This is a genomic window from Sphingobium sp. TomTYG74 (assembly GCF_055393875.1).
Genome location: NZ_AP027341.1, coordinates 1,168,229 through 1,193,372 on the forward strand (window position 1 = coordinate 1,168,229; position 25,144 = coordinate 1,193,372).

The window sequence follows — 25,144 nt, forward strand, 5'->3', positions numbered from 1 at the left end:
CGTTCAGCCGCTCAGTCCCTCGGCCTTTTCCGCGAGTTCCAGCCAGCGTTCCTCGGCCGAATCCTTGTCGGCGCGCGCCTCTTCAATCGCCTTTGTCAGCGCCGCGAACCGCTTAGGATCGCGAGTGTAGAGCGATGGGTCGGCCAAGGCCTCCTCATCGCGGACAATGTCCTGTTCCAGCTTTTCGATGGTTTTGGGCAGCAAGTCGAGATCCCGCTGATCCTTGTAGCTGAGCTTGGTCGACGCGGACTTTGGCGGGGGCGGAGCGGCGGAAGCCTTCTTCTCCATCCGGGGCGCATTCCTGGGCTGACGCTTGGCGACCCAGTCCGCATAACCGCCGACGATCACATCGACTTGCCCCGACCCGTCCAGACCAAGCGTCACCGTCACCGTGCGGTCCAGAAAGTCGCGGTCATGGCTGACGATCAGCACCGTGCCGTCATAGTCGGCGATCACTTCCTGCAACAGGTCGAGCGTTTCGAGGTCGAGATCGTTGGTCGGCTCGTCGAGTACCAGCAGGTTCGATTCGCGGGCGAACTCACGGGCGAAAAGCAGGCGCGATCGCTCGCCACCCGACAGTGTGCCGACGCGCGCCTCGGCCAGCGAGGGGTCGAAGAGAAATTCCTTGAGATAACCGTGAACATGCTTGCGGACCCCGCGCACGTCGATCCAGTCGCCGCCCTCCGCCAGCACGTCGCGGACACGCTTGTCGGGCTGCATCAGGCTGCGCTGCTGATCGATGAAGATCATGTCGAGCGACTTGGCCTGTTTGACGACCCCGCTATCAGGCGCGAGTTCGCCGGTCATGAGCTTCAGGAGCGTCGTCTTGCCCGCGCCATTGCCGCCGACAATGCCGATGCGGTCGCCGCGCTGGATGCGTAGGGAAAAATCCTTGATGACGGTGCGGTCACCGAAATTCTTGGTCACATGTTCAGCGGTGATGACGCTCTTGGTCTTGCTGTCGTCGGCAGCGACGGCAATCTTCGCGACGCCTTGAGGGCCGACCATAGCCGCGCGTTGGGCGCGCATTTCCCAAAGCTTGGCGAGCCGTCCCTGATTGCGCTTGCGCCGTGCGGTAACGCCGCGTTCCAGCCAGTGCGCCTCAATCTTTAGCTTCGCATCGAGCTTTTCGGCGGCACGGGTTTCCTCCGCATAGACGGCCTCCATCCAATCCTCAAAACCCCCAAAGCCGATCTCGTTGCGGCGGATCGACCCGCGATCCAGCCATAGGGTCTGGCGCGTCAGGCGGGTAAGGAAAGCGCGGTCATGGCTGATGACGATGAAGGCGCCGGAATAACGGGCAAGCCATCCCTCCAGCCAATCGATGGCGTCGATGTCGAGATGATTGGTCGGCTCGTCCAGCAGCAACAGGTCGGGCTCGCTCGCCAACGCGCGGGCAATGGCTGCGCGGCGTCGCTCGCCCCCGCTGGCGGTCGCAGCCTCACGCGACAGGTCGATGCCGAGCTGGCTGGCGATTGCCTCCACCTCATGGGCGGGGGGCGCATATTCGCCCGCCAGCGCGAAATCATGCAGGGTGGCGAAGCTGCTGACGTCAGGGTCCTGTTCCAGCATGATGACGCGCGCGCCCGGACGAACCGAGCGCGTGCCTTCGTCAGGCTCGATCTGCGCCGCGATCAGCTTCAGCAGCGTGGTCTTTCCCGCGCCATTGCGACCGATGAGCGCCAGACGATCACGGTCGCCGACAAAAATGTCGAGATGGCGGAAAAGCCAATGGCTTCCTTGGCTGAGACCAAGATTTTCGAAGGAGAATATAGGTGCGGCCATGGCGGTGCAGCTAGGACTTCCGGCGCGCCGGGGCAAGAGCGCGTGGAACCCGATGCTGTCTGACGGCTTTCAACGCCTGTCAGCGTCCATTCATCGCACCCGTTACAAACCGGCTGCATCGCTTTTCAAGGAGATACGCTCATGAAGTCCGCCCTGGCCCTGATGGCCGCCGCCGCTGCTGTGTCGATGCCTGCCATGGCGGTCGCGCAGACCAGCGTGACCATCGCCGAGACCGCTCCTGTCGTGACGCTCAACGTAACGGAAACAGTTGAGGCGGCGCCGGATCAGGTCGTGGTCGGCACGGGCGTTCAAACGCGCGCGCCCACAGCCGCGCAGGCTATGCGCGAGAATGCGGTGAAGATGGACCGGCTGATCGCCACCCTTGCCAAGGCCGGGATTCCAAAGAAGGACATTCAGACGAGCGGCATTAATCTCAGCGCCCAATATGACTACAGCAACCAGAACGGTGAGCCTGCCGGCCCTCGTTTCATCGGTTATGAAGCGTCGAACCAGCTGACGATCAAGCTGCGCGACATCAAGAAGACGGGGCAACTGCTCGACACACTGGTCGAGGCCGGGGCGACCAACGTCAATGGTCCGTCCTTCTCCATCGAGGACCCGACCCCGATGCTGGTTCAGGCGCGCGGCGCTGCGTTGAAGAGCGCCAAGGCGCAGGCGGATTTCTATGCGCAGGCGGCGGGCTACCGTACCGCTCGACTTGTCTCCATCGCGGAGAGCAATAGCGGCGGCCGTCCGCCCATGCCGATGCTCGCCGCCCGCTTCAAGGCAGATGCGGCGGAAGCAACGCCGGTAGAACCGGGGCAGGTTGGATCGTCAGTGACCCTCACCGTCCAATATGCGCTGGAACGCTGACCGGCACCTGTCACCGCGCTGACGCCACCATTCACCACCTGTTCAATGCTTGTCGCCTATGGCATGCCACATGACGATGAAGCTTAGCAGCCTGATTGCGGGTATGGCCGCCATCGCCGCGATGGTGGCCGTGCCCTCCTACGCCGGGGCCGGTCAGCGTGGCGAGCAGGACGCCGCGCGCCGGGCTATGCTGGACGGGCAAACCATGCCATTTTCCCTCATCAAACGGCGGGTAGACGCCGCGATGGGGGGAGCGACCTACCTCGGCGCGGAATTCAATCCATCCTCCAACCGCTATCGCCTGAAATATGTGAAGGACGGCAAGGTGGTTTGGGTTGATGCGGACGGGCGCACAGGCGATATAACCGGCCGGGCGCACTGACGCGCCAATGGGCAAAATACAAAGAAACGGAGCCATATGCGTCTGCTGATCGTCGAAGATGAACCAAGCCTTGGGCAACAGCTCCGCAACACGCTGGAGGGCGCAGGCTATGCCGTCGACCTTGCGACGGATGGCGAGGACGGGCACTTCCTGGGCACGACGGAAAGCTATGATGCCGTGGTCCTGGACCTTGGCCTGCCCACGATCGACGGGCTGACGGTGCTGGACCGTTGGCGCAAGGAGGGGCGAAGCTTCCCGGTGCTGGTACTGACGGCGCGGGACAGCTGGTCGGACAAGGTCGCGGGGCTGGACGCTGGCGCGGACGATTACCTGGCCAAGCCATTCCAAAGCGAGGAACTGATCGCGCGGTTGCGCGCCCTTATCCGTCGCGCTTCGGGTAATGCGTCGAGCGAACTGATCGCGGGCGACGTCCGGCTGGACACGCGTTCGGGCAAGGTCACGTTGAAGGGCGAGCCGGTAAAACTGACCGCGCAGGAATATAAGCTGCTGTCCTACCTTCTCCACCACAAGGGCAAGGTGGTGAGCCGCACCGAGTTGATCGAGCATATCTACGATCAGGATTTCGACCGCGATTCCAACACGATCGAAGTGTTCGTTACCCGCATCCGCAAAAAGTTGGGCGCGGACGTCATCACGACGATACGCGGTCTTGGTTACAGCCTGGACGAGCCCGCCCGCTAAGGTCCTCAAATTCTGCCCCGGGCTGGTTCCGCCAAAGCCCCCTTTTCTGCCGGGACGATCTTCGGCAAGCCCGGGCGAACGGAGTGGGCATCAGACAGCTGTAATGACCAGTCCAGCCTCCCCTCCCACGGTCCATTCGACCGGGTCGCTCAGTCGACGCATGATCGGCATCGCGGCGCTGTGGATCAGCATCCTGCTGCTGGGCGGCGGGTTGGCGCTCGACCGCGTGCTGTCGCAGGCGATCACACGCAATTTCGATGACGGGCTCAATTATGTGCTGACGGCGATGATCGCTTCGGCCGAGATCGGGCCGGATGGCGAAGTGCTGTTCAATCGCCCGCTTGCCGATCAGCGCTTTCTGGAGCCCAATAGCGGCCTTTATTACCAGATCAGCGCCAAGGGACATGAGGACTGGCGTTCCCGATCGCTGTGGGATCGGGCGCTGAGAGTGTTGCCCGAGCATGATGACCGCAGCTTCCATGCCTATGACAGCAAGCAGTTTCCGGGCGAGGACTTGCGGATCATGGAGCGGACCATCGTCCTGCCGGGTTCGGATACGCGCTGGATGTTCATGGTCGCGGCCGCCCGTGCCGGGCTGGACGACCAGATCACGACATTGCGGTCCACGCTGACCCAGAGTTTTGCCCTGCTCGCGCTCGGCCTCATCGTGCTTACGACGCTCCAGACCCTGTACGGGCTCCGGCCACTGCGCCGGGTGCGCAAGGAAATCGTGAGGATGCGGGCGGGCGAAAAGAACCGCGTTACCGAACCGATGCCGTCCGAAGTGCTACCCATGGTAGAGGAACTGAACGCCCTTCTCGCTCATAATGAGCGGCAGGCGGAAGAGGCGCGAACCCATGCGGGCAATCTTGCCCACGCGCTGAAGACGCCGTTGACCGTCATCATGAACGCCGCGACCGCGCAATCGGCGGACTTGGGTGAAACCGTCATTCGGGAAGCGACGACGATGCGCAGGCAGGTCGATCACCATCTGGCGCGCGCCCGCGCGGTTGGGCGGCGTGGCGCGGCGCAGAGCCGGGCGGAAGTATGGACAAGCCTGCAAGCGGTCGAGCGCGCCGTCCAGCGCCTCTATCCCGAAGCGCGGATCGACATGGATGGCGACAAGGAGGTTGCCGTCCGGGTGGAGCGTCAGGACCTGGACGAGATGCTGGGCAACCTTATCGAAAATGCGGCAAAATATGGTGGCGGCAGTGTGTTCGCCACCGTGGGCAGAGCGGGCGCCATGGTCGAGATATTGGTCGAGGATGACGGCCTGGGAATCCCGCAGGAGGAACGTACCCGCATCTTCGACCGTGGCGTCAGGCTGGATTCCGGAAAGCCCGGCACCGGCCTTGGCCTGGCGATCGTGCGCGACGTCGCGGAAATCTATGGCGGATCGGTGGCGATGGAGGAAAGTGAAGATCTGGGCGGGCTGATGGTGCGGCTGCGACTGCCCGCCGCCTGATGAGGCGCATGCTTTATCTTGTCGCTGGATTTATTTCGCTGGCCCTTGGCGCGCTGGGCATTGCCCTTCCCCTTCTGCCCACGGTGCCCTTCATGATATTGGCGGCATTCTGCTTCGCCCGGTCAAGCCCGGCACTGGAAGCCAGGCTGCTCGATCATCGGCATTTCGGGCCGCATATCCGGCGATGGCGTGACAAGGGTGCAATCAGCCGCCGGGGAAAGCAGGCGGGTCTAACGGCTTTCGCGTTCAGTGCAGCGCTGGCGCCATTCCTGGTGCCTTTCCCTTGGTTCCTGATCCCGGTGGCGGCCGCACTGATCGGTGGAACTTGGATATGGTCGCGGCCGGAGGGCGGTGCTTAGCCCTTGGTCAGTTCATCGCCAGAATCATGTTGCGGACCTGCGGGAAAACCTCCTTCTCCCACTTGCTACCGGCGAACACGCCATAATGACCGGCGCCGATTTGCAGGTGATGACGTTTCAGGTGAGGCCGCAATCCCGTGCAAAGCGCGTGCGCCGCCGCCGTTTGCCCGACCGCGCAGATATCGTCCTTTTCCCCTTCGACCGTCAGCAGCGCCGTCTTGCGAATGGCACCCGGATTGACGAGCCGGCCGCGATGCCTGAGTTCGCCTTTCGCGAGCAGAGTGCGCTGAAACACGCGCTCTACCGTCTCCAGGTAAAATTCGGCGGTCATATCCAGAACCGCAAAATATTCCTGATAGAAATCCTTGATCTTCTCGGCCTCTTCTTCGTTCCCGTCCGCCAGCAGTTGATACAGCTCGCGATGCTGGGCGCCGTGGCGTTCCAGGTTCATCGACAGGAAGGCGGACAGTTGCAGGAAGCCGGGATAAACGCGCCGCCCGGCACCGCGATAACGCATCGGCACGGAAGTGATGAGTTGCCTTTCGAACCATTCGATCGGCCGCTCGTTGGACAGTTCGTTCACGACGGTCGGCGCCGCACGCGGGTCGATCGGGCCGCCCATCAGCGTCATGGATCGTGGTGTCGCGGCATCGCCATCTTCGGCCATCAGCGCGACGGCGGCAAAGGCCGGTACGCAGGGCTGGCAAACGGACAGCATGTGTGCGCCCGGGCCAAGCTCCTGCATGAAGGTGATGACATAATCGACATAATCGTCAAAACCGAAGCGCCCTGCCGACAAGGGAACATCGCGCGCATTCTTCCAATCGGTGATGTACACGTCATGGTCGCGCAGCAGGGTCCGCACGGTGCTGCGCAGCAGGGTTGAGAAATGGCCTGACATTGGCGCCACAAGGAGCAGGCGCGGCTGCTCCGTTTCCACGTCATCCTTCGCAAAGTGAAGCAGGTTGCCGAAGGGCAGGTCCAGCAGCACTTCTTCCCGCACCGCAACAAGAGCATTGCCGCTACGGACTTCGTTGACGCCATAGGCGGGACGCTTGTGTGTGAGCCGGACACCCTGGAATACATCCATCAGCGCGAACATGCGGCGGGGCATGGGCCAATCGGCCACCGGACCCATCTTGTCGCGCAGGTTCAAGGCCAGTTCCGCGCCGAAGCGCGCGGGAGCCAGCATGTCTTCCAGAGCCTGATAGCCACTATACAGCATCGTCATAATATGAACGGCGCCCCAAAATGTTCCCCCGGCCGATTCGGCCGCCATCGTTCGTTATACTGATTTTTGCGTATTGCGCTGCATCATGTTTGATGGAAAACTATAAAGATCGGGAGGATCGTCATGGCCATTGCGGAATTGACCATATCGAGCAAGATTTATTCCTCTTGGTCGCTGCGGGGCTGGCTGCTGTGCCGTCTTGCCGGGCTACGCGTGACCGAGAAGATGGTGGCGCTGGAAAATCTGGAAAACCGCGCTGAGCTTTTGCTGCTGACACCTTCCGTGCTGGTGCCGCGCCTAACTCACGAGGACGCGAGCGTTTGGGACACGCTGGCCATCGCAGAATATCTGCACGAACTATATCCGAACGCAGGCATGTACCCCAAGGATCGCATCGCACGCGCCCATTGCCGTTCGATATCGGGTGAGATCCATTCCGGTTTCGCTAACCTGCGATCCGCCCTGCCAATGAACCTGAAAGTGCGGCACAAGAAGTTCCCGATCTTTTCAGGTGCGAAGCCGGATATTGAACGGGTCGAGGCGATCTGGACCGAATGTCTGGGCTCCTATGGCGGCCCTTGGCTATTCGGCGACAGCCCCACGGTGGCAGATGCCATGTTCGCGCCCGTCGTGCAGCGGTTCCTGACCTATGCCGTGGCGTTGCAAGGCCCGGCTGCCGCCTATTGCGACACGGTCAATAGCTGGGACCTGATGCGCGAGTGGATCGACGATGCCCGGAAAGAGCCGGACGAGGTCGAGGAATTGGACGTCGAATTCTAAACTTCGGCCCAGTCCGTCACCCGCTTAACTTCGCCAGCCAATCGCCGATCATCGCGCGGCCCGCCGCGACCGCGCCCGGCCCATGTTCATCATGATCACGCCGCAGGGCCACGCCACACTGTTTTGCGATGTCCAGATCGGCCCAGAAATGCGTCAACCAATCCTCGAAGCGCGGGTCCTCGCCCATCTCGGCATGGAATTGCAGCGCCAGCAGATTGCGGCCCCGACGGAATGCCTGATGCGCGTATGCATCGGTTGAAGCCAGCAATTCAACGCCGCGCGGCAGATCAAATGTGTCGCTATGCCAGTGAAGCACCGGCACATCCTGAATATGCCGCAGGGGCGAATCCGCTCCAGCGCCGTTCAGCGTGACGGGCGCGAAGCCGAGCTCCATCGCCTCTCCAGGATAGACGCGCGAGCCGAGCGCCGCAGCGATCATCTGGCTGCCCAAACATACGCCCAGGGTCGGCAGGTCCTGCTCCAGCCGCGCGGCGAGCTTGTCGATCTGCAACGGAATCCAGGGATGGATGTCCTGTTCATAAACGCCCATTGGGCCGCCCATCATGATCAGGAGGTCCGGCGTACACAAATCCACATGGGCGAATTCGGGGCTGGCAACATCGATCCGCTCAATTTCATAACCAGCGGCCTCGATCGGCTGGAGAAACCCGGCCGCTCCCTCTCGCGGCACATGACGGACGATCAGTGCTTTTTTCATTGCTGATGAGATGCCTAATCGATCGAACGCGCGCCCGCTACCCCAGCCTTTCTTGAGGAGGCGATAACCATCCTATCGGCCATCCGCAGTCTTGCCGCGCCAGATACGCCACAGGGCTGTGAAGCCGATAGCGCTCCAGACGATGTTGAGCACCATGGAAGGGATGGCGCCATGCCACCAGGTATTGAGCACGAAGAAGGCTGCGCCGAGCGCGTTCATCCACTGGAAAACCACTGAACTACCCGACAATCGTCCAGCCGAAACGAGGATATAGGCGCCCAGAACCAGAAGCGCGCCGAGCCAGCCGACGAGTTCGATGAAAATTGTCATGCCGACCCTCCGGCGGAACTCTTATCAGCGACTTGGCGAAGGTTGAACGATTTTCGCGCAGAGGCGCAGAGGACGCAGAGATGCAACAGAATGCGGCAAGTGAGCGTCTGGAAAGAAGGGTGAGCCGGTAAGCTCGAACATTCTCTGCGGCTTCTGCGCGAACGATCTTCTGACAAACAGAAGGCTCCCTCCTTACGGAGAGAGCCTTCTGTTTTCTTTTCAACGCCTCAGTTGATCAGGCAGCCAGCTTGCGCAGGACGTACTGGAGGATGCCGCCGTTCATGAAATATTCCAGCTCGTTGACGGTATCGATCCGGCAGAGCGCAGTGAAGGTGAAGGTCGAACCATCGGCGCGCTTGACGATCACGTCCACATCCTGACGCGGCTTCAGGCCAGCGACATTCTGGATGGTGAAGGTTTCATCGCCGGTGAAGCCGAACGTGTCCTTGCTCTCGCCATTCTTGAACTGGAGCGGCAGCACGCCCATGCCGACCAGGTTCGAGCGGTGGATACGCTCAAAGCTTTCGACGATCACGGCGCGAACGCCCAGCAGGTTGGTGCCCTTTGCCGCCCAGTCGCGCGACGAACCGGTGCCATATTCCTTGCCGCCGATGACGACCAGCGAAGTGCCATCCGCCTTGTGCTTCATCGCCGCGTCGTAGATCGGCATGACTTCGCCTTCATAGCGGGTCATGCCGCCTTCGACGCCGTCCAGCATCAGGTTCTTGATCCGGATGTTGGCGAAGGTGCCGCGCATCATGACTTCGTGATGGCCGCGACGCGCGCCGTAGCTGTTGAAGTCGGCCTGAGCGACCTGATGCTCGGACAGCCACTTGCCTGCGGGGCTGGTCGCCTTGATCGAACCGGCCGGCGAGATGTGGTCGGTGGTGATCGAGTCGCCGAAGATGGCCAGCGGCTTGGCTTCGACAATGTCGGTGACCGGCTTCGGGGTCATGGTCAGACCCTCGAAGTAAGGCGGGTTGGCGACATAGGTCGAACCAGCGCGCCAGCTATAGGTCGCGGATCCTGTGACATCGATCGCCTGCCAGTGCGCATCGCCCTTATAGACGTCGGCATAGCGTGCCTGGAACATCGGGCGGTCCATGCAGCCCGCTATGGTGGTGGCGACTTCGTCATTGGTCGGCCAGATGTCCTTCAGGAATACGTCCTGCCCATCCTTGCCCTGACCGATCGGGGTAGTGATGAAGTCCTCGATCACCGTGCCCTTGAGCGCATAGGCGACGACCAGCGGCGGCGAGGCGAGGAAGTTCGCACGAACGTCCGGCGACACGCGGCCTTCGAAGTTGCGGTTGCCCGAGATCACGGCAGCGGCGACGAGGCCGTTTTCGTTGATCGCCTTGCTGATCGGCTCGGCCAGCGGGCCGGAGTTGCCGATGCAGGTGGTGCAGCCATAGCCAACGAGGTTGAAGCCGACTGCGTCCAGATGCTCCTGAAGGCCAGCCTTGTTCAAATAGTCGGTGACGACCTGCGAACCCGGCGCCAGCGAGGTCTTGACCCAGGGCTTGGGCTTCAGGCCGAGTTCGTTCGCCTTCTTGGCGACAAGGCCCGCGGCGACCAGAACGCCGGGGTTCGACGTGTTGGTGCAGCTGGTGATCGCGGCGATGGTGACGTCGCCGTCGCCAATGTCGAAATCCTTGCCCTCGACCGGAACGCGCTGCTGCGCCTTCTTGTAGGTGTTGGCCATGTCGGCGTTGAAGACGTCATCGACTTCGGGCAGCGCGACGCGGTCCTGCGGGCGCTTGGGACCGGCAAGGCTGGGCACGACGGTGGCAAGGTCGAGTTCCAGCGTGTCGGTGAAGACCGGCTCGACGGCGGGGTCGATCCAGAAGCCCTGCTCCTTGGCATAGGCCTCGACCAGCGCGATATTCTCTTCGGTACGGCCGGTCAGGCGCATGTAATCCAGCGTCTTGTCGTCGATGCCGAAGAAGCCGCAAGTCGCGCCATATTCCGGCGCCATGTTGGCGAGCGTCGCGCGGTCGGCCAGCGACAGCGAAGCAAGGCCGGGGCCGAAATATTCGACGAAACGGCCAACCACGCCCTTCTGGCGCAGCATGGCGGTACAGGTCAGCACGAGATCGGTCGCGGTCACGCCTTCCTTCAGCTCGCCGGTCAGCTTGAAACCGACGACTTCCGGGATGAGCATGGAAACGGGCTGGCCCAGCATCGCTGCTTCGGCCTCAATGCCGCCCACGCCCCAGCCCAGAACGCCAAGACCGTTGATCATGGTGGTGTGGCTGTCGGTGCCGACGCAGGTGTCGGGATAGGCGACGGTCACGCCGTCAGGGCCTTCGCTCGACCACACGGCCTGCGCGATATTTTCCAGGTTCACCTGATGGCAGATGCCGGTGCCCGGGGGCACGGCGTAGAAGTTGGCGAGCGACTTGGAGCCCCACTTCAGGAAGTCATAGCGCTCCATATTGCGCTGATATTCGATTTCCACATTCTGCTCGAACGCCTTGGGCGTGCCGAATTCATCGACCATGACCGAGTGGTCGATGACGAGGTGGACAGGAACCTGCGGGTTGATCTTGGCGGCGTCGGCGCCCAGCGCGGTCATCGCGTCGCGCATCGCGGCGAGGTCGACGACGCAAGGAACACCGGTGAAGTCCTGCATCAGCACGCGGGCGGGGCGATACTGGATCTCGCGCTCGGCCTTGCCCTTGTCATTCTGCCACGCGACGATCGCCTTGATATCGTCGGTGGTGACGGTCACGCCATCCTCGAAACGGAGCAGGTTTTCCAGCAGCACCTTCATCGAGAAGGGCAGGCGCGAAACGTCACCCAGCTTCGCAGCAGCCTTCTTCAGCGAATAATAGGCAATGTCCTTGCCGCCGACCTTCAAAGTGTCGCGCGTGCCGAGAGTGTCCTGTCCGATGGCGGTCATGAGTCGTGCGTCTCCTCGCAATGCCCGGCCAAGGGGCTAGGAGGATAACGACATTCCGCCATGGACTTGCCCAGTACATCGAATGATGGACCGACAAGATGGCGGGATGCGCCCCAACCGATGGCCGAAGCGGGTATGTCCCTTGATGGCCGCCGCCATAGCGACTGCCGTCGCCAAGTCAATGCGAAGGCGCGAAATGGGACGACCCGCAAATCTTTATTGTAGACGGCGGCCCAGCACGCGGGATACATTGAAGTGTAACCGCGTTCTGACAGATGGAGCGGGTTACCAGGAAATAAAGCGGGTCGCGCGCTCTGACTTAAGTCGTGGTATCGCAGTGTTTTGAAATATCGACGATATTCTTCACTGGATGACCGATAAAATATGTCTGAGGAGGAAGAGACGATGCGCCCAGTTTCCAACCTCGTGACCGGCAAGTCATTTGACCCGGCCCTAAGGGGATACATCATCCATTATCATGTCGGGGAAGCCAACCATTGCCCCAGCTGTGGCCGAAGCCAATGGATGGTAGGCCGCCTGATGGCCGAATGCGCCTATTGCGAAACCGCCCTGCCGCTGGAAAATAACCGTGGCGTCGGCGCTTGCGCACGTTTCGTACAGACTCACACCGCCGTTCCGCCAGGCGATCCCCTAACCGCGTGACATGTGATCGTTGCCGTTGAAGTAATTCAAATGGCGGCGACGCCTTCCACTTCCACGATCTCATCGCCTGCATAAAAGCCCTGCACGCGAACGCGCCTTTCCATATGGTCGACAGGAACTCGCAGCAGAACGAGGCGGAAAGTCCCGCCCAGATCGCGCTGGAGCAGGAAACCGGCTTCGTCTCGCGTCAGCCTACCGGTTTCGTCAACTCCAGCGCCAATCTCGATCATGCGCTCAATCTATGGCGTTCTTGATCCCTTTTCCAGCAAGCAGGCCCAGAACAAGGAAGATCACGAACAGGGCAATGGCAAGGAAGAAGAGAATCTTCGCAATGCCGACAAAGGTGCCAGCGGCGCCGCCAAAGCCGAGAATGGCCAGCACCGCAGCGATCACCAGCGAAATGATGGCAAGACGGATCATGATGTAATCCTTCGCTATAATAGATATTGTCTGAACCGATGACGGCGCTAGCCGGTTCCGCAGCCACCTTCGATCAAGGCGCCCTTTGGCCCCGGATCGCTTCCGATCAGAACCAGAAACGGACGCCCAACACGAAACTGGCGACGGATGCGGCATCCCCGTTGGCCCTTGCCATGCGGGCCGTTCCTCCCAGCTTGCGCTCCCAGTTCACCCCCATATAAGGCGCAAACTCACGGGCGAGTTCATAGCGCAGCCGCATCCCCAATTCGACGTCCGATAATCCCGATCCTATGCCAAGCTCAGGAACATCCTGGGCGGCGAAATTCAGTTCCGCCGCCGGTTGCAGGATCAGCCGCTGCGTGATGCGCTGGTCATAGCTGGCCTCCAGCCGCAAATGTCCGTCGCCCTTGTTGGACAGAAACGCCTGGGCGCTCACTTCAAACCAATAGGGAGCAAGTCCATCAATCCCGGCGACCACATAGGTACGGTCGGCTTCGGGGCCGAAGTCCTGCCTCAACCCCGCCTCCAGATTGAACCAGGGGTCGATCGCCCGGCTGTAGAGCGCCTGCACCTCCGCATGTTCGAGCCCGCCGCCAATCTTGCCCTCGCCTTCCGATTTGAAAGCCAGACGGTTGATGTCGCCACCGATCCAGCCCTCGCCTTCCCAATGATAGGTGTCGCCACCCCTGCCCGCGCGATATTCCAACCGATCCAGCATCAGTTTGGAAAAGCGCATGCCGCCGCTTTCCTTGAGCATGGCCGCGCGGGCGCGCGCCATTTCGTCCGCGCCGTAGAAGGCATCGGCGGCATGGTCGCTGGGCGGTGCTGGCGGCGTTCCTTGAGGAATATCCTGGTCGGCAGCATGCTCGGCTTTGCTCGCGTCGGCAGGGGAATGCGACGAATGATCCTCCTGCGGCACCTGCTCCATGGCGTCATGGTGCATGTGGCTGTGATCCATCTGCTGCGCCTGAGCAGGGAGCGTGGGAGAAAGCAGCACCAGCGCCGCGACGGCAAATCTCATGCTGCGTCCTCCTCATGACGCACCGTCACGACGCGCATCATACCCGCATGCATGTGCATCAGCATGTGGCAGTGAAATGCCCAGTCGCCCAAGGCATCGGCGGTCAGGTCGAAACTGACCTTGCCGCCGGGAAGGACGTTCACCGTATGCTTGAGAGGATTATGTTCGTCCGCACCCGTCACGAGTTCGAAGAAATGGCCGTGCAGATGGATGGGATGCGGCATCATCGTGTCGTTGATAAGGTTCACGCGCACTCGCTCCATGTGGCGGAACGGGATGGGATCGGCTCCATCGGACAGCTTCACCCCGTCGAAGGACCACATATAACGTTCCATGTTCGCAGTGAGATGGATGTCGAGCGTCCGCGACGGCGTCCGCCGGTCCCTGTGCGGATGCAGTGATTTGAGGTCAGCATAGGTCAACACTCGATGCGGAACATTTTCCAGCCCCGTGGGCCGATCAGCCATTCGGTCCACGGGCATGGGAGAAAGCGTGGCGACGCCCGGCCCCATGCTGACCTGCGGCGCAACGGACTTGTCCCGCATCTTCATGGAATGCCCAGCCATGCCTTCATTGGCTGGCTGACTGAGGTCCATGACGCCGCCATGACCCATGTCCATTCCGGACATGTCCATGCCCATATCCTTCATGCCCAACAGAGGACGCTCACGTAGCGGCGGCACCTCCGCAACCATGCCGACGCGCGGCGCCAGTGTCGCGCGGACCAGGCCCGACCGGTCGATCGCTTCCGCAATCAGGCCATAGGGCTTGGCCTCGGCGGGCTGGACCACGACATCATAGATTTCCGCAATGCCGATCTGGAACTCGTCCGTTTCGACCGGCTGGACATGCTGGCCGTCGCACTGCACCACCGTCATCGCCAGCCCCGGCAACCGGACATTGAAGTTGGTCATGGCAGAGGCATTGATGATCCGCAGGCGCACCCGCTCACCCGGCATAAAAAGGCCGGTCCAGTTTTCCGCTGTGCCGTGCCCATTGACGAGGAAGCTGTACGTCGATCCGGTCACGTCCGATATATCGGTCGGGTCCATCCGCATCGCGCCCCATTGCAGGCGCTCTTTTGCGGTCTGATCCTTGCGCGCCAGCAGCCCGGCCAGCGTCTGCTTCTGCATGTTGAAATAGCCGCCCATCTGCTTCAACCGCTTCAGCAGTATATGGGGATGGACCGGGCTCCAGTCCGACAGGACGATCACATGCTCGCGATCCGCCCGCACCGGGTCGGCGTCGGCGGGATCGATGACGATCGGGCCGTAATGGCCGACCGCCTCCTGCATGCCGGAATGGCTGTGATACCAGTAGGTGCCTGACTGCCGCACGGGAAATTCGTACGTGAAAGTCTCGCCAGGCCGGATGCCGGGGAAGCTGACGCCCGGCACGCCGTCCATCTGGAAAGGCACGATCAGCCCATGCCAGTGGATCGACGTATCTTCCTTCAGCCTGTTAGTGACCGACAGGCGGACATTCTGCCCTTCCCTCAACCGGATGAGTGGCGCGGGCAGCGTGCCATTCACCATGACCGCATGCGCTGATCGTCCGCCCGTGGAAAAATGCCCTTCGCCGATGGTCAGCGCGATATCTTCCCCGCTCAATACCCCTGATTGAGGCGTCAGTCCCGGAGTGCCGCTTCGCGCCCAGGCAGGGAATAGCGGGCTCAGCGCCAGAACGCCGCCCAATCCCCGGATCACACCGCGACGGTCAAGGCCGCTCATGATCCCAGCCCCCTTTCCCGAAAGATATATGCTGCACCTTCCAAAGCCTCATGCAAAAATTTATGCCCATCCTTGCGAGGTCAGGGAAGCCGCCCATATCCCGTGACCGAAGAATTACCGGAGTTCAGCACCATGCGCCCTACCCTGTTCGCCGCCGCCCTTATGTTGGCCGCCATACCTTCTCTGGCAAGCGCGCAACCGAAATTGATGTCCTCTACCCCTGCGGCCAATGCTACCGTCAGCAAGCCTGCAAAGCTCAGCCTGACCTTCTCCGAAAAGCTGCTTCCCACCTTGAGCAGCGTCGATCTGGTCATGACAGGGATGCCGGGAATGGCCAGCCATGCACCCATGCCGATCAAGGGGTTCAAGACATTGATCGAAGGCGATGGCAGGACCCTGACGGTCACCCTGCCCCGCTCCTTGCCGGTGGGCAGCTATGACCTCAACTGGCATGCGGCTGGCGCCGACCAACGCAAGATTTCGGGGAAATACAGCTTTACGGTCAGATAGGCCGCGCCGCCGCCTGCACTCTAGACCCAGCCTTCCAGTACCTGATTGGGCGGGCGATGTCCGTCGGCCCAGCTGCGGATGTTGGCGATGACGCGAGCGCCGGTGGCGTCCCGTCCCTCGAAAGTCGCCGATCCCATGTGCGGCAGCAACACCACGTTGGACAGCGCGAGAAGACGCGGGTCAACAGCGGGCTCATGTGTATAGACGTCCAGCCCGGCTCCGGCGATCCGGCCTTCCGCAAGCGCCGCGATCAGCGCAGGCTCGTCGGTGATTTCCGCGCGGGAGGTGTTGATGAGATATGCGTCCGCCCGCATCATCGCGATGCGCCGTGCGTCGATCATGCCCCTGCTGTCGGCATTGAGGGGGCAGTTGATCGACACGATGTCACATTCGCTCAGCAGCGTATCGACATCAGCGTGCCACGCCGCCTCCAGTTCATGTTCGACCTCAAAAGGCAACCGATGGCGGTTGTGATAGGCAATCGACAGGCCGAAGGCCGCCGCACGCCGCGCAACCGCCCGACCGATCCGGCCCATGCCGATAATGCCGAGCTTCTTGCCGCCGATGCGATGCCCCAGCATGCCGGACGGGCTCCAGCCGGGCCAGGTGCCCGTCCGCACCAGCTTCTCTCCCTCGGCCAGCCGCCGGGGGACTGACAAGATGAGTGCCATCGTCATATCGGCGGTGTCTTCAGTGAGAACGCCGGGCGTATTGGTGACGATGATGCCCTTCCGCCGTGCCGCGCTGAGGTCAATATGATCGACGCCGCTGCCGAAGCTGGCGATCAGTTGCAGGCGTTCCGGCGCAAGGTCAATGAGGGCCGCGTCGATCTGATCCGTCACGGAAGGCACCAGCACGTCGCATTGCGCCATCGCCCGGGTCAACGCCGTGCGGTCCATGGGCACGTCGCCCACATTGAACACAGTGTCGAACAATTCCGCCATCCGTGCCTCAACATTGGGAGGCAGGCGGCGTGTCACGACGACGCGCGGCTTGGCGGGACGCGGTTTCTTGGTCATGATCAGCCGCTATTCCTGGCGATGGCGGTGGTCAAGCGCTGATGGCACAGGCCCAAGACAATGGTTGTCGGGCGCATCGGCCCGACGCTATAACCGGCTGTCACTTCAAGGGGAAAAGATCGGGGATGAAGAGGTATTTGCCTCAAGCGGGAATCGTCGCCGCTGCGCTGTGGTTCGCCAGCGGCACATCGGCCGCACCATCCAAACCCGTCCCCTACTGGGCCTCGCTCAGCCAGGACGAAGCGCGCATGCGCGTCGGACCCAGCCTGGATTATCCGTCAAGCTGGGTCTATCGCCGCCGCGATTTGCCCGTGAAGGTGGTGCAAGTCCTGGGCTTGTGGCGCAAGATTGAGGATCCCGGCGGCACGCAGGGCTGGATGCACGTCCGGTTGCTCAGCGACACGCCGACCGCCATCGTCACCGCATCGGTCGCGCCCATGCGGGACTCCGCGCGCGAAAGCGCGCGCACCGTTTTCCGCGCGGAAAAGGGCGTGGTCGGTCGGTTGTCATCCTGCAATGATGGCTGGTGCGGTTTCGATGTCGGCGGTCAGCGCGGCTTCATTCGCGCCACCGACATTTGGGGCGCGACCTCCTGACGGTTCAGGCCGGTTTGTCGCTTGCACGATCGACGATGGCGAAGCTATCTCGCTGCGCCTCTGCCTCCGTGCCTTCATCGCCGCCGAGTTGATCGACATGCATCAGCCGCTTCACCAGCGGCGCGATGGCCATGACAACCACGCCGATGCCGATCGACCACCAGCCAATCTGGTCATAGACGCTCAGTACGCTGTCGCGTGACGCTGCGCCTTCCGTGCCGCCCGTGGCAGCCGCGATCATCCCGGCGACATATTCGCCAAGCGCCATGGCCAGGAACCATATCCCCATCATCAGGCCGATCATCCGCGACGGGGCGAGCTTTGACATGGCCGACAGACCGACCGGAGACAGGCACAGTTCTCCCAGCGTATGGCAAAGATAAAGCAGGAAGATGAACAGGATCGGCGTCAGCGTTCCGGGCATTCCCGCGCCCGCCACCAATATCAGAAATCCCGCGCCGACCAAGATGAGCGCCAGACCGAACTTGGCAGGCGTCGATGGTTCCCGTCCTTTTTTCGCCAGCGCAATCCACAAGGCTGCCATGATCGGCCCAAAGATCAGGATATAGGCGGCATTGACCGACTGGAACATCGAAGCGGGCACTTCAAAGCCAAGAATGCTCCTGTCCGTGTAACGGTGGGTGAAAAGACTGAGCGAGGACCCCGTCTGCTCATACAGGCCCCAAAAGAGCGGGTTGATCACCAGCAGAAATAGCGCCGCCAACATGCGATCTCGCCCGATCCGCTCCATCCGGCCGAACGCTTCCCACAATATGTAGATCACCATCAGCACACTCGCGCCCGCCAGCATCCATCCTACGACCGCATGCTGCTGGATCAGCAGCCAGCAGAGCAGAATGGACAGCAGGCTCGACAGATAAACCAGCCACTCGCGGCTGATGATGCCACCGACCCGCTCCGCTAGCCGCGCCGGATCGGGCGGCTCTCCCCTGCCCTGCAACAGCGGCTTGCACAGCATAAATCCGATGACGCCCGCGATCATTCCGACAGACGCCGCGCCAAAGCCCCAATGCCAGCCCCAGCGCTGTCCCAGATAGCCGCAGATTACCGGCCCGATCGTGGCGCCGACATTGATGCCCATGTAGAAAATCGTATAGGCCGGGTCGCGCCGCATATCGTCACGCGGGTAGAGCTGCCCCACCATTGCCGACACGCTGGCCTTGAGAAATCCGGTGCCGACGATGACCGTCGCAAGGCCCAGCCAGAAGAGGCCAAGCCCCATGCTGTTCGTCGCCCCGTCCGCCTCCATGCCAAGGATGATGTGCCCGGCCGCGATGACGATGCCACCGAACAGCACCGCCTTGCGCTGCCCAAGATAACGGTCGGCCAGATAGCCGCCCATCAGGGGCGAAATGTAGATTAGCGACATGTAGGCGCCATAGGAATGGGCGGCGTCACGATCCGAAAACAGGAAATGCTGCGTCAGGTAGAAGATCAGCAGCGCGCGCATGCCGTAGAAGGAAAAGCGCTCCCACATTTCGACGAAGAACAGCAGGAACAGCCCGCGCGGGTGGCCAAGCCATGTCCTGCCCGAAGCGGGCGTCATAGGTGAAGAGGTCGCCATCCGTTTCCCGTCCGGACCAAGGTGATACGAAGCCTAGATCGGAAATCGCGCCCCTGTCAAAGCAGGCCGCACTTGCGCCTCGCGTGGAGCCGCGCCATTTGGAGCGCCATGTTCAACGACACCTCGACCCCGCTCTCGCTCCTGCACACCCGCCGCTCGGGCAAGCCGCGCGACCTGATCGCTCCCGGACCCGATGCCGGACAGCTGCGCGAGATATTGGAGATCGCGCTGCGCACGCCCGATCATGGCAAGCTGGCGCCGTGGCGGTTCGTCATCGTTCCGGATGACAAGCGCGAGAGCCTCGCCACGCTGTTGGAGGACGCCTATCGACGCGAGAAGCCAGATGCAGGGCGTCTGGAACTGGAGGCAATGCGCCAGTTCGCTCATCAGGCGCCCACGCTCGTCGTTGCTCTTTCCGATCCTGTCGCCGGGAGCAAAATTCCGGTCTGGGAACAGCAATTATCCTCGGGCGCGGCGATCATGAACCTGCTGCACGCCAGCCACGCCCTAGGCTTTGCGGCGGGATGGCTGACCGGCTGGCCAGCCTATAGTGAGGATGTGCGCGAAGCCTTTGCGCATGGCGAGGAACGCCTTGCCGGATTCATCTTCATCGGCACGCCGGGGCGGCCACAAGAGGAACGGCCTCGGCCAGAATATGACAAAATAGTTTCCATTTGGGACAGATAGATAGGCGATTGCGGTAGCGGACACCGCTCATAGCATTGCCTGCATCGCTGTATTATGGCACTGATGCACTTATGGCCGATGAGTCAAAACCCGTCTATCTGCGGCTCCGCGACATTATCGCTGCCTCGATACTCGACGGCAGCTATCGCGACGGTGATATCCTCCCTTCCGTGCGCGCGCTAGCCGCTCAACAAGGCGCCAATCCGCTGACGGTCGCAAAGGCCTATCAATGTTTTCAGGATGACGGCCTGATATTGGTCAGGCGCGGGGTCGGCATGTTCGTGGCCGAAGGTGCGACACGCCGCCTGCGCGAAGCAGAACGGCGGCGGTTTCTGGACGAATTATGGCCGCCCGTCGCCGATCAGATCAAGCGGCTGGGCATTTCGGCTGAGGACCTCGGGCTTGAACTAGCCTGATAACTCAACCCTGTATCTGATATTGTTTGAGCAAGTCGTACAAAGTTGGACGACTGATCCCCAGCATCTTTGCCGCGCCTGAGATATTGCCGTCCGTCCGCGCGATCGCCCGCCTGATGACGCGCCGATCCGCCATTTCCCGCGCGGCCTTCAGATTCACGAAGTCGCTGCTCTCCGTCCGGTCGCCATCCAGGTCCAGATCGGCGGCCGTGACATGCTTGCCATCCGCCATGATCACCGCGCGCTTCATGCGATTTTCCAGCTCGCGCACATTGCCCGGCCAAGTCCACGCATCGAGCGCGGCAAGAGCGTCGGGGGCCAGCCCCTTGACCTGCGGATTCATCTCCTTGGCGAAGCGATTGAGGAAATGACGCGCCAGCAACGCGGGGTCTCCCGGCCGATCCTTCAAGGGCGGTATCCGCACGACAATCTCGGCGAGGCGATAATATAGGTCCTCGCGGAAATCGCCCGCGCGGATCATCTCCTCCAGATCCTGATGCGTTGCGCACAGGATGCGCGTGTCCACCATGACCGCCTCCGGCCCGCTGGCGACCAGCCGATCCTGTAGGAAACGCAGCAGCTTCATCTGCAAAGCCGGCGGCAATTCGCCGATCTCGTCCAGAAACAATGTCCCGCCCTGCGCGCGTTCGATCTTGCCCGCCACGCCGTCCTGGCCGAACAGCTCGGCTTCCAGCAACGCCTCCGGGATCGCGGCGCAATTCACGGTGACAAAAGCGTTGTTCCGGCGCGGGCTCGCATCATGCAGCCCCTGCGCCAGCAATTCCTTGCCCGTTCCGCTTGCGCCGGTCAGCAGCACCGAAACCTGTGCCGCAGCCACCCGCTCGATGGTTCGGGCAACCTTCAGCATTTCCGGGGCCGCTGTTATCAACCGCCCCAGCACGCGCGCTTCCTCTGGCGCGACCTCGGCAAGCCGGGCATTTTCCCTCTCCAGCGCGTGGACATGGAAGGCGCGGCGGACGATCAGGCCCAGCTCGTCAATATCAACAGGCTTCTGATAAAAATCATAAGCCCCGCCGGAAATGGCGTTGAGCGCACTTTCGCGCGCCCCATGACCCGAGGCGACGATGATCTTCGTATCGGGCTTGATCTGGAGCATCTCAGCCAGCGTCGCAAAACCCTCACTGGTGCCGTCCGGATCAGGCGGCAGGCCAAGGTCCAGCGTTACGACATCGGGAGCCTCTGTCCGCAACATCTCGATCGCTTCCTCCCGGTCGCCCGCGATGAACAGCTGATAATCCTCATAGGCCCAACGCAACTGCCGTTGCAGGCCGGGGTCATCCTCCACGATCAACAATTTGGGTCGCGTGTCGCTCATCAGGCGGCCATTCCCTCTGTTCCATGCGGCGCGAGCGGAAGGCGCAGCGTGAAACGGCTTCCCTGCCCAGGCTTGCTTTCCACCTCGATGCTTCCATCCATTCCTTGCGCCAACGCCCGCGCTTCGAAAGCGCCGATCCCAAAGCCCCCAGCTTTGCTGGAGGAGAATGGTTTGAACAGATCACGGCGCACATATTCGGCGGTCATGCCGCAGCCCTGATCGATCACTTCTATCGTCGAGTAGCGGCCATCCCCGCCCAGCCGGATTTCGACCGGCTCGTCCGCCGCGCTCGCGTCGATCGCATTTTGCAGCAGATGGATGATGATTTGCTCGACCCTCGCCGGATCAGCAAAGGCGAGCGGAGCATCACCTGTCAGCCGAACCTCATGCTGGCGCGATCGGTTCCGGGCAACCTTCTCCGCAATTTCTTGCAGAGAGACCGGCTGGCGCTCGGCAGCGCGCGCCTTGTTATGCTGAGACAGGCGCGCCAGCAGGTCGTTCATCTTCCCCACCGACTCCTTGAGCGTCAGCACCATGTCCGCCCGGAATTCGGGATTATCGGCATACCGCTCCGCATTTCGGGCGAGCAAGGACAGCTGGCTCACCAAATTCTTGACGTCATGGATGATGAAAGCGAAGCGGCGATTGAACTCGTCAAAGCGCTGGGCATCGTCCAGCGCCTGCTGACCCTGCGCTTCGCTCAGATAGCTCGCCGCCTGCCGACCTGCGGTGCGCAGCATGTCCAGGTCTTCCCAGTCCAGCCGCCGGTCCATCGCAGGCCGTGCCAGCAGGATCGCACCGATCAGCTTGCCGAAATGGATCAGCGGGACCAACGCCCAGGCCCGCGCGTCCGCACGCATCCATCCGGGCGCTTCGCGGCCCTCACGCCGCGCGAGGTCCTGGTCGATGTCGATGATCCAGCCACTCCGCTCAATCAACAATGCGAAAGGCGCGGGCACCGTCGCATCATGGGCGAGATCACTATCCCAGTTCCAATGGGTCTCCAGCGCGAGGGAGCCGTCCTCCGCGCGCAGCATCAATATGGCGGCAGGGGAATCGGTGATGTCGGCCACCGCCTTCGCCACCCGTTCGCCCAGCGGGGGCGCATCGTTGCCCGGCCTGCCGATCGTCTCGCCAAAACGCATCCATTCGGTGCGATAGTCATAGCGATGCTGGAAGAAATGCTTGGCGACCTGCACCTTCCAAAGCGCCCGTATCCGGGGCGAAGGCAGCAGCACCAGCGCGCTGACGGCCATGAAGAAGACACATCCGATCTGGATGATCCGGGCATATGGGCCAGCCAGCAGCTCGATCGCCAGCGCAGCCGACGCGACGAGGATCACGTAGAGCGTGATCGAAACGAGTGACAGCGCCCGAAAGGTCAGCAATCGTGACAGTTGAACCTGCGCCGCCATATCCCGCCGCATGCCCACTGCAATCACCGGAGCGAGCAGCGCCATCAGCAAGCCACGAAGCGCATAAAGCGAACTCGCCCGCTCGATCGCGAAATAGCCGATCACATAGAGGTTGAAATCATAGGTCCACATCGCCGCCAGCGCCCCCAGCAGCAACGCCACCCGGCCCCGCTGCTGCGGAGGCCAGCTGATGTAGAGATGGTGGACCAGCATCAGCCCGCCAACCGCCGTCATCATGTGCAGGCTAAGCGATGCCTGCACCAATATGTGGTGCAGGTCGCTCGTGCCGGGTAATTCCCGCCAGATGAGGTCCGTGAAGGTCTGGAGCAGGATCAGCCCCGCCACGGCGGCATAGACCGACCCGATCGCCACCATCGATCCCGCCCGCGCAGCCGCGTCCCGGCGCAGCATCATGAACAGCAACAACAGCCATGCGGCGTTGCGGATATTCTCGCCAATGCCCGTCAGCGGCTTATCGACCCCGCCGAAGGAGACATAGAGCGACCAGCAGGATGTCAGCAGCAGGGCGACGGCCAGCATCCGCTGGTCTGCCGCTTGCTCCTGGCGACGCAGAGCGAATATCCCTACCGCCGCGAACAGCACGGCGGCCAGCGCGTGGCCCCAATCTCCGACAAATTGCAGCAGCGTGCCCATCGCCGCGCCTCAGCGCGCCCCTTCCGGCCACAGGATGACGCGCAGGGTCTGGATCAGGATCAGCAGGTCGAGAAAGGGCGTATAATTTTTGGCGTAGTAGAGATCATATTCCAGCTTGTTCCGGCTGTCCTCGATCGATGCGCCATAGGGATAATTGATCTGCGCCCAGCCGGTGATGCCCGGCTTCACCATGTGGCGCTCCGCATAATAGCGCAGATGTTGTTCCAGATCCTCGACGAACTGGCGCCGCTCCGGCCGGGGGCCGACGAAGCTCATCTCGCCCTTCAACACCGTCCATGTTTGCGGCAGTTCATCGATGCGCAGCTTACGCAGCCAATAGCCGAGCCGGGTAATCCGGGGATCGTCCTTTTCCGCCCAGACCGCCTGCCCGCTTACCTCCGCATCCTGCCGCATGGTGCGCAGCTTCACGATCCAGAATTCTTCACCGAACAGGCCGACGCGTTGCTGGCGATAGAAAGCAGGGCCTTTGCTGTCGAGCTTCACTAGGATCGCGGCGATCAGGATGATCGGGCCGGTCAGCAGCAGAAGGATCGAACTGGCGATGACGTCGAAGAGCCGCTTGGCGATGCTGGACAGGCGGCGGCCTGCGGAGAAACCATCCGAAAAGATCAGCCAACTGGGATTTACGCTGTCGAGGTCGACCCGCCCCGTCTCCCGTTCGAGGAAAGTCGAAATCTCGTTCACATGGACGCCAGTCGTCTTGATGCGCAGGAGATCGGACAAGGGGAGCGCGTTGCGCCGCTCCTCCAGCGCCAGCACGACCTCGCTGGCAGCCAGCCGCACCACGAAATCCGCCAGATTATAGATGGCGCTACGGTTGATCGCTTCGGGGATCACCTGCGTCCCGTCATTCATCGCGATATATCCGACGATCAGGAATCCTGCCCCCTTGCGCTGTTCCAATTCGCGGATGCGATTGGCGCGATTGCCCGCGCCCAGCACGACAAGCCGACGCTTGAACGCTTCACCGCCGAGCATCGACCCCAACAGCAGCCGCACCGCCAACAGGAGAGCGACAGCAAGCGCCATGGCATAAAGAGAGTTGGATCGCCAAAGCGTCAGGTCAGGCAGGACGAAATGCATGACCGACAGGAATATGACGCCCAGCGAGATCGCCACGAGCAGGCGCGCAAAGGCAAAACGGATCGATTGGAGCGCTTCCGTCCCATAGACGCCCACCGCGATCATGGCAGTCTGTATCGACAGCGCAAAGCTGATCAGTGGCGCGGCGCGCGTCGTGATCTGATCGACATCCATGCCGATCTGCCGAGCTCTCAATATCCATCCGGCTTCGGCAGCGCCCAGCAGCAGCAGCAGATCAAGCAGTCCCAACAGCAGCACGGCATGCGGCACATAATGTTTGAAAAGCCTGATCATCAGTCGCGCGCATTCCCGGCGCTGCCATTGGCAAAGGCAGCCTTGTTGGCATCGGAATCGCTTACAGTAGCTGTAAGAAAATCCGACAATGCGCTGACTGTGGAGGAAATTCCCAAAGATTTTCTGAAGATGGCCTGCGCCGCCGCCTGTTCCGCTGCCAGCGC

At 61.9% G+C, this 25,144-nt stretch carries 24 protein-coding genes and 1 pseudogene; 11 read left to right on the forward strand and 14 right to left on the reverse strand.

All coding sequences use genetic code 11. From position 1 onward, the window contains the following. Nucleotides 1-3: 3 nt before the first annotated feature. Nucleotides 4-1,785 (reverse strand): ABC-F family ATP-binding cassette domain-containing protein, encoded by a 1,782-nt coding sequence (locus ACZ5TB_RS05950; protein ID WP_464792367.1) that lies wholly within the window; start codon nt 1,783-1,785, stop codon nt 4-6. 141 nt (nt 1,786-1,926) lie between these two features. On the opposite strand from ACZ5TB_RS05950, the gene ACZ5TB_RS05955 reads away from it, so the two are divergent. From ACZ5TB_RS05955 to ACZ5TB_RS05975, 5 genes and pseudogenes are all read left to right on the forward strand, one after another. Further along, the gene (locus tag ACZ5TB_RS05955) at nt 1,927-2,658 is read left to right on the forward strand and encodes an SIMPL domain-containing protein (protein WP_464792368.1); all 732 of its coding nucleotides are present in this window, start codon (nt 1,927-1,929) and stop codon (nt 2,656-2,658) included. Between the two features lie 45 nt (nt 2,659-2,703). Beyond that, a pseudogene (locus tag ACZ5TB_RS05960) lies at nt 2,704-3,040 on the forward strand (hypothetical protein). Nucleotides 3,041-3,076: 36 nt separating this feature from the next. Next, nucleotides 3,077-3,742, forward strand: a complete 666-nt coding sequence (locus tag ACZ5TB_RS05965) for a response regulator transcription factor (RefSeq protein WP_449471888.1) — start codon at nt 3,077-3,079, stop codon at nt 3,740-3,742. A 160-nt stretch (nt 3,743-3,902) separates the two neighbouring features. Beyond that, complete coding sequence (locus ACZ5TB_RS05970; protein ID WP_464779976.1) at nt 3,903-5,207, forward strand: sensor histidine kinase; 1,305 nt, start codon at nt 3,903-3,905, stop codon at nt 5,205-5,207. Next, nucleotides 5,207-5,566 carry a YbaN family protein gene (locus tag ACZ5TB_RS05975; protein WP_464792369.1) on the forward strand — a complete coding sequence of 120 codons (360 nt, stop codon included), beginning with the start codon at nt 5,207-5,209 and terminating at the stop codon, nt 5,564-5,566. The genes ACZ5TB_RS05970 and ACZ5TB_RS05975 overlap by 1 nt, the downstream gene beginning before the upstream one ends. A 7-nt stretch (nt 5,567-5,573) precedes the next feature. Here ACZ5TB_RS05975 and ACZ5TB_RS05980 read toward each other — a convergent pair whose 3' ends face one another. Beyond that, nucleotides 5,574-6,797 carry a polyhydroxyalkanoate depolymerase gene (locus tag ACZ5TB_RS05980; protein WP_464792370.1) on the reverse strand — a complete coding sequence of 408 codons (1,224 nt, stop codon included), beginning with the start codon at nt 6,795-6,797 and terminating at the stop codon, nt 5,574-5,576. A gap of 123 nt (nt 6,798-6,920) precedes the next feature. On the opposite strand from ACZ5TB_RS05980, the gene ACZ5TB_RS05985 reads away from it, so the two are divergent. Beyond that, entirely contained in the window at nt 6,921-7,577 is a 657-nt protein-coding gene (locus ACZ5TB_RS05985; protein ID WP_464792371.1) for a glutathione S-transferase, read from the forward strand. A gap of 16 nt (nt 7,578-7,593) precedes the next feature. Here ACZ5TB_RS05985 and ACZ5TB_RS05990 read toward each other — a convergent pair whose 3' ends face one another. From ACZ5TB_RS05990 to acnA, 3 genes are all read right to left on the reverse strand, one after another. Then, entirely contained in the window at nt 7,594-8,295 is a 702-nt protein-coding gene (locus tag ACZ5TB_RS05990; protein WP_464792372.1) for a glutamine amidotransferase, read from the reverse strand. A gap of 72 nt (nt 8,296-8,367) precedes the next feature. Further along, the gene (locus ACZ5TB_RS05995) at nt 8,368-8,625 is read right to left on the reverse strand and encodes a CBU_0592 family membrane protein (RefSeq protein ID WP_464792373.1); all 258 of its coding nucleotides are present in this window, start codon (nt 8,623-8,625) and stop codon (nt 8,368-8,370) included. A 235-nt stretch (nt 8,626-8,860) separates the two neighbouring features. Then, nucleotides 8,861-11,530 (reverse strand): aconitate hydratase AcnA, encoded by a 2,670-nt coding sequence (acnA, locus tag ACZ5TB_RS06000; RefSeq protein WP_464792374.1) that lies wholly within the window; start codon nt 11,528-11,530, stop codon nt 8,861-8,863. Between the two features lie 384 nt (nt 11,531-11,914). On the opposite strand from acnA, the gene ACZ5TB_RS06005 reads away from it, so the two are divergent. Beyond that, nucleotides 11,915-12,193 (forward strand): hypothetical protein, encoded by a 279-nt coding sequence (locus ACZ5TB_RS06005; protein ID WP_464779785.1) that lies wholly within the window; start codon nt 11,915-11,917, stop codon nt 12,191-12,193. Between the two features lie 26 nt (nt 12,194-12,219). Here the strand turns inward: ACZ5TB_RS06005 and ACZ5TB_RS06010 are convergent, their stop codons facing one another. The 4 genes from ACZ5TB_RS06010 to ACZ5TB_RS06025 all read right to left on the reverse strand — a co-directional run bounded on the left by ACZ5TB_RS06010 (nt 12,220) and on the right by ACZ5TB_RS06025 (nt 15,364). Continuing rightward, complete coding sequence (locus ACZ5TB_RS06010) at nt 12,220-12,423, reverse strand: DUF5818 domain-containing protein (RefSeq protein WP_464792375.1); 204 nt, start codon at nt 12,421-12,423, stop codon at nt 12,220-12,222. A gap of 4 nt (nt 12,424-12,427) precedes the next feature. Further along, nucleotides 12,428-12,613, reverse strand: coding sequence for a DUF1328 domain-containing protein (locus ACZ5TB_RS06015; protein WP_062120434.1), 186 nt, complete (start codon nt 12,611-12,613; stop codon nt 12,428-12,430). Nucleotides 12,614-12,719: 106 nt separating this feature from the next. Further along, nucleotides 12,720-13,634, reverse strand: coding sequence for a copper resistance protein B (locus ACZ5TB_RS06020; RefSeq protein WP_464792376.1), 915 nt, complete (start codon nt 13,632-13,634; stop codon nt 12,720-12,722). Then, complete coding sequence (locus tag ACZ5TB_RS06025; RefSeq protein WP_464792377.1) at nt 13,631-15,364, reverse strand: copper resistance system multicopper oxidase; 1,734 nt, start codon at nt 15,362-15,364, stop codon at nt 13,631-13,633. The genes ACZ5TB_RS06020 and ACZ5TB_RS06025 overlap by 4 nt, the downstream gene beginning before the upstream one ends. 102 nt (nt 15,365-15,466) lie before the next feature. Between ACZ5TB_RS06025 and copC the strand changes: the two genes are divergently transcribed. Further along, nucleotides 15,467-15,874, forward strand: a complete 408-nt coding sequence (copC, locus tag ACZ5TB_RS06030; RefSeq protein WP_464792378.1) for a copper homeostasis periplasmic binding protein CopC — start codon at nt 15,467-15,469, stop codon at nt 15,872-15,874. Nucleotides 15,875-15,894: 20 nt separating this feature from the next. Here the strand turns inward: copC and ACZ5TB_RS06035 are convergent, their stop codons facing one another. Continuing rightward, entirely contained in the window at nt 15,895-16,893 is a 999-nt protein-coding gene (locus ACZ5TB_RS06035; protein ID WP_464792379.1) for a 2-hydroxyacid dehydrogenase, read from the reverse strand. 125 nt (nt 16,894-17,018) lie between these two features. Here ACZ5TB_RS06035 and ACZ5TB_RS06040 point away from each other — a divergent pair, with 125 nt between their 5' ends. Further along, nucleotides 17,019-17,489 carry an SH3 domain-containing protein gene (locus tag ACZ5TB_RS06040; RefSeq protein WP_464792380.1) on the forward strand — a complete coding sequence of 157 codons (471 nt, stop codon included), beginning with the start codon at nt 17,019-17,021 and terminating at the stop codon, nt 17,487-17,489. A 4-nt stretch (nt 17,490-17,493) separates the two neighbouring features. On the opposite strand, the gene ACZ5TB_RS06045 is transcribed toward ACZ5TB_RS06040, so the two are convergent. Continuing rightward, nucleotides 17,494-19,074, reverse strand: a complete 1,581-nt coding sequence (locus ACZ5TB_RS06045) for a peptide MFS transporter (RefSeq protein ID WP_464792381.1) — start codon at nt 19,072-19,074, stop codon at nt 17,494-17,496. A 108-nt stretch (nt 19,075-19,182) separates the two neighbouring features. Here ACZ5TB_RS06045 and ACZ5TB_RS06050 point away from each other — a divergent pair, with 108 nt between their 5' ends. Both ACZ5TB_RS06050 and ACZ5TB_RS06055 read left to right on the forward strand, forming a co-directional pair. Further along, nucleotides 19,183-19,761, forward strand: coding sequence for a nitroreductase family protein (locus ACZ5TB_RS06050; protein WP_464792382.1), 579 nt, complete (start codon nt 19,183-19,185; stop codon nt 19,759-19,761). A 71-nt stretch (nt 19,762-19,832) separates the two neighbouring features. Continuing rightward, the gene (locus ACZ5TB_RS06055) at nt 19,833-20,177 is read left to right on the forward strand and encodes a GntR family transcriptional regulator (RefSeq protein WP_464792383.1); all 345 of its coding nucleotides are present in this window, start codon (nt 19,833-19,835) and stop codon (nt 20,175-20,177) included. 4 nt (nt 20,178-20,181) lie between these two features. On the opposite strand, the gene prsR is transcribed toward ACZ5TB_RS06055, so the two are convergent. Genes prsR through ACZ5TB_RS06070 form a run of 3 tightly spaced genes read right to left on the reverse strand, consistent with a single transcriptional unit; the run spans nt 20,182 to nt 24,980 of the window. Further along, complete coding sequence (gene prsR, locus ACZ5TB_RS06060) at nt 20,182-21,513, reverse strand: PEP-CTERM-box response regulator transcription factor (protein ID WP_464792384.1); 1,332 nt, start codon at nt 21,511-21,513, stop codon at nt 20,182-20,184. Continuing rightward, nucleotides 21,513-23,582: an XrtA/PEP-CTERM system histidine kinase PrsK gene (gene prsK, locus ACZ5TB_RS06065; protein ID WP_464792385.1), complete on the reverse strand. Its 2,070-nt coding sequence runs from the start codon at nt 23,580-23,582 to the stop codon at nt 21,513-21,515. Before prsK ends, prsR begins: the two co-directional genes overlap by 1 nt. A gap of 9 nt (nt 23,583-23,591) precedes the next feature. Then, nucleotides 23,592-24,980, reverse strand: a complete 1,389-nt coding sequence (locus ACZ5TB_RS06070; protein WP_464779796.1) for a TIGR03013 family XrtA/PEP-CTERM system glycosyltransferase — start codon at nt 24,978-24,980, stop codon at nt 23,592-23,594. Nucleotides 24,981-25,144 lie beyond the last annotated feature (164 nt).

What these genes read in the sequence shown, in the direction of transcription:
- ACZ5TB_RS05950 (WP_464792367.1), bottom strand. Translation starts at nt 1,785, where the DNA reads ATGGCCGCACCTATATTCTCCTTCGAAAATCTTGGTCTCAGCCAAGGA.
- ACZ5TB_RS05955 (WP_464792368.1), top strand. Translation starts at nt 1,927, where the DNA reads ATGAAGTCCGCCCTGGCCCTGATGGCCGCCGCCGCTGCTGTGTCGATG.
- ACZ5TB_RS05965 (WP_449471888.1), top strand. Translation starts at nt 3,077, where the DNA reads ATGCGTCTGCTGATCGTCGAAGATGAACCAAGCCTTGGGCAACAGCTC.
- ACZ5TB_RS05970 (WP_464779976.1), top strand. Translation starts at nt 3,903, where the DNA reads ATGATCGGCATCGCGGCGCTGTGGATCAGCATCCTGCTGCTGGGCGGC.
- ACZ5TB_RS05975 (WP_464792369.1), top strand. Translation starts at nt 5,207, where the DNA reads ATGAGGCGCATGCTTTATCTTGTCGCTGGATTTATTTCGCTGGCCCTT.
- ACZ5TB_RS05980 (WP_464792370.1), bottom strand. Translation starts at nt 6,797, where the DNA reads ATGACGATGCTGTATAGTGGCTATCAGGCTCTGGAAGACATGCTGGCT.
- ACZ5TB_RS05985 (WP_464792371.1), top strand. Translation starts at nt 6,921, where the DNA reads ATGGCCATTGCGGAATTGACCATATCGAGCAAGATTTATTCCTCTTGG.
- ACZ5TB_RS05990 (WP_464792372.1), bottom strand. Translation starts at nt 8,295, where the DNA reads ATGAAAAAAGCACTGATCGTCCGTCATGTGCCGCGAGAGGGAGCGGCC.
- ACZ5TB_RS05995 (WP_464792373.1), bottom strand. Translation starts at nt 8,625, where the DNA reads ATGACAATTTTCATCGAACTCGTCGGCTGGCTCGGCGCGCTTCTGGTT.
- acnA (WP_464792374.1), bottom strand. Translation starts at nt 11,530, where the DNA reads ATGACCGCCATCGGACAGGACACTCTCGGCACGCGCGACACTTTGAAG.
- ACZ5TB_RS06005 (WP_464779785.1), top strand. Translation starts at nt 11,915, where the DNA reads ATGTCTGAGGAGGAAGAGACGATGCGCCCAGTTTCCAACCTCGTGACC.
- ACZ5TB_RS06010 (WP_464792375.1), bottom strand. Translation starts at nt 12,423, where the DNA reads ATGATCGAGATTGGCGCTGGAGTTGACGAAACCGGTAGGCTGACGCGA.
- ACZ5TB_RS06015 (WP_062120434.1), bottom strand. Translation starts at nt 12,613, where the DNA reads ATGATCCGTCTTGCCATCATTTCGCTGGTGATCGCTGCGGTGCTGGCC.
- ACZ5TB_RS06020 (WP_464792376.1), bottom strand. Translation starts at nt 13,634, where the DNA reads ATGAGATTTGCCGTCGCGGCGCTGGTGCTGCTTTCTCCCACGCTCCCT.
- ACZ5TB_RS06025 (WP_464792377.1), bottom strand. Translation starts at nt 15,364, where the DNA reads ATGAGCGGCCTTGACCGTCGCGGTGTGATCCGGGGATTGGGCGGCGTT.
- ACZ5TB_RS06035 (WP_464792379.1), bottom strand. Translation starts at nt 16,893, where the DNA reads ATGACCAAGAAACCGCGTCCCGCCAAGCCGCGCGTCGTCGTGACACGC.
- ACZ5TB_RS06040 (WP_464792380.1), top strand. Translation starts at nt 17,019, where the DNA reads ATGAAGAGGTATTTGCCTCAAGCGGGAATCGTCGCCGCTGCGCTGTGG.
- ACZ5TB_RS06045 (WP_464792381.1), bottom strand. Translation starts at nt 19,074, where the DNA reads ATGGCGACCTCTTCACCTATGACGCCCGCTTCGGGCAGGACATGGCTT.
- ACZ5TB_RS06050 (WP_464792382.1), top strand. Translation starts at nt 19,183, where the DNA reads ATGTTCAACGACACCTCGACCCCGCTCTCGCTCCTGCACACCCGCCGC.
- ACZ5TB_RS06055 (WP_464792383.1), top strand. Translation starts at nt 19,833, where the DNA reads ATGGCCGATGAGTCAAAACCCGTCTATCTGCGGCTCCGCGACATTATC.
- prsR (WP_464792384.1), bottom strand. Translation starts at nt 21,513, where the DNA reads ATGAGCGACACGCGACCCAAATTGTTGATCGTGGAGGATGACCCCGGC.
- prsK (WP_464792385.1), bottom strand. Translation starts at nt 23,582, where the DNA reads ATGGGCACGCTGCTGCAATTTGTCGGAGATTGGGGCCACGCGCTGGCC.
- ACZ5TB_RS06070 (WP_464779796.1), bottom strand. Translation starts at nt 24,980, where the DNA reads ATGATCAGGCTTTTCAAACATTATGTGCCGCATGCCGTGCTGCTGTTG.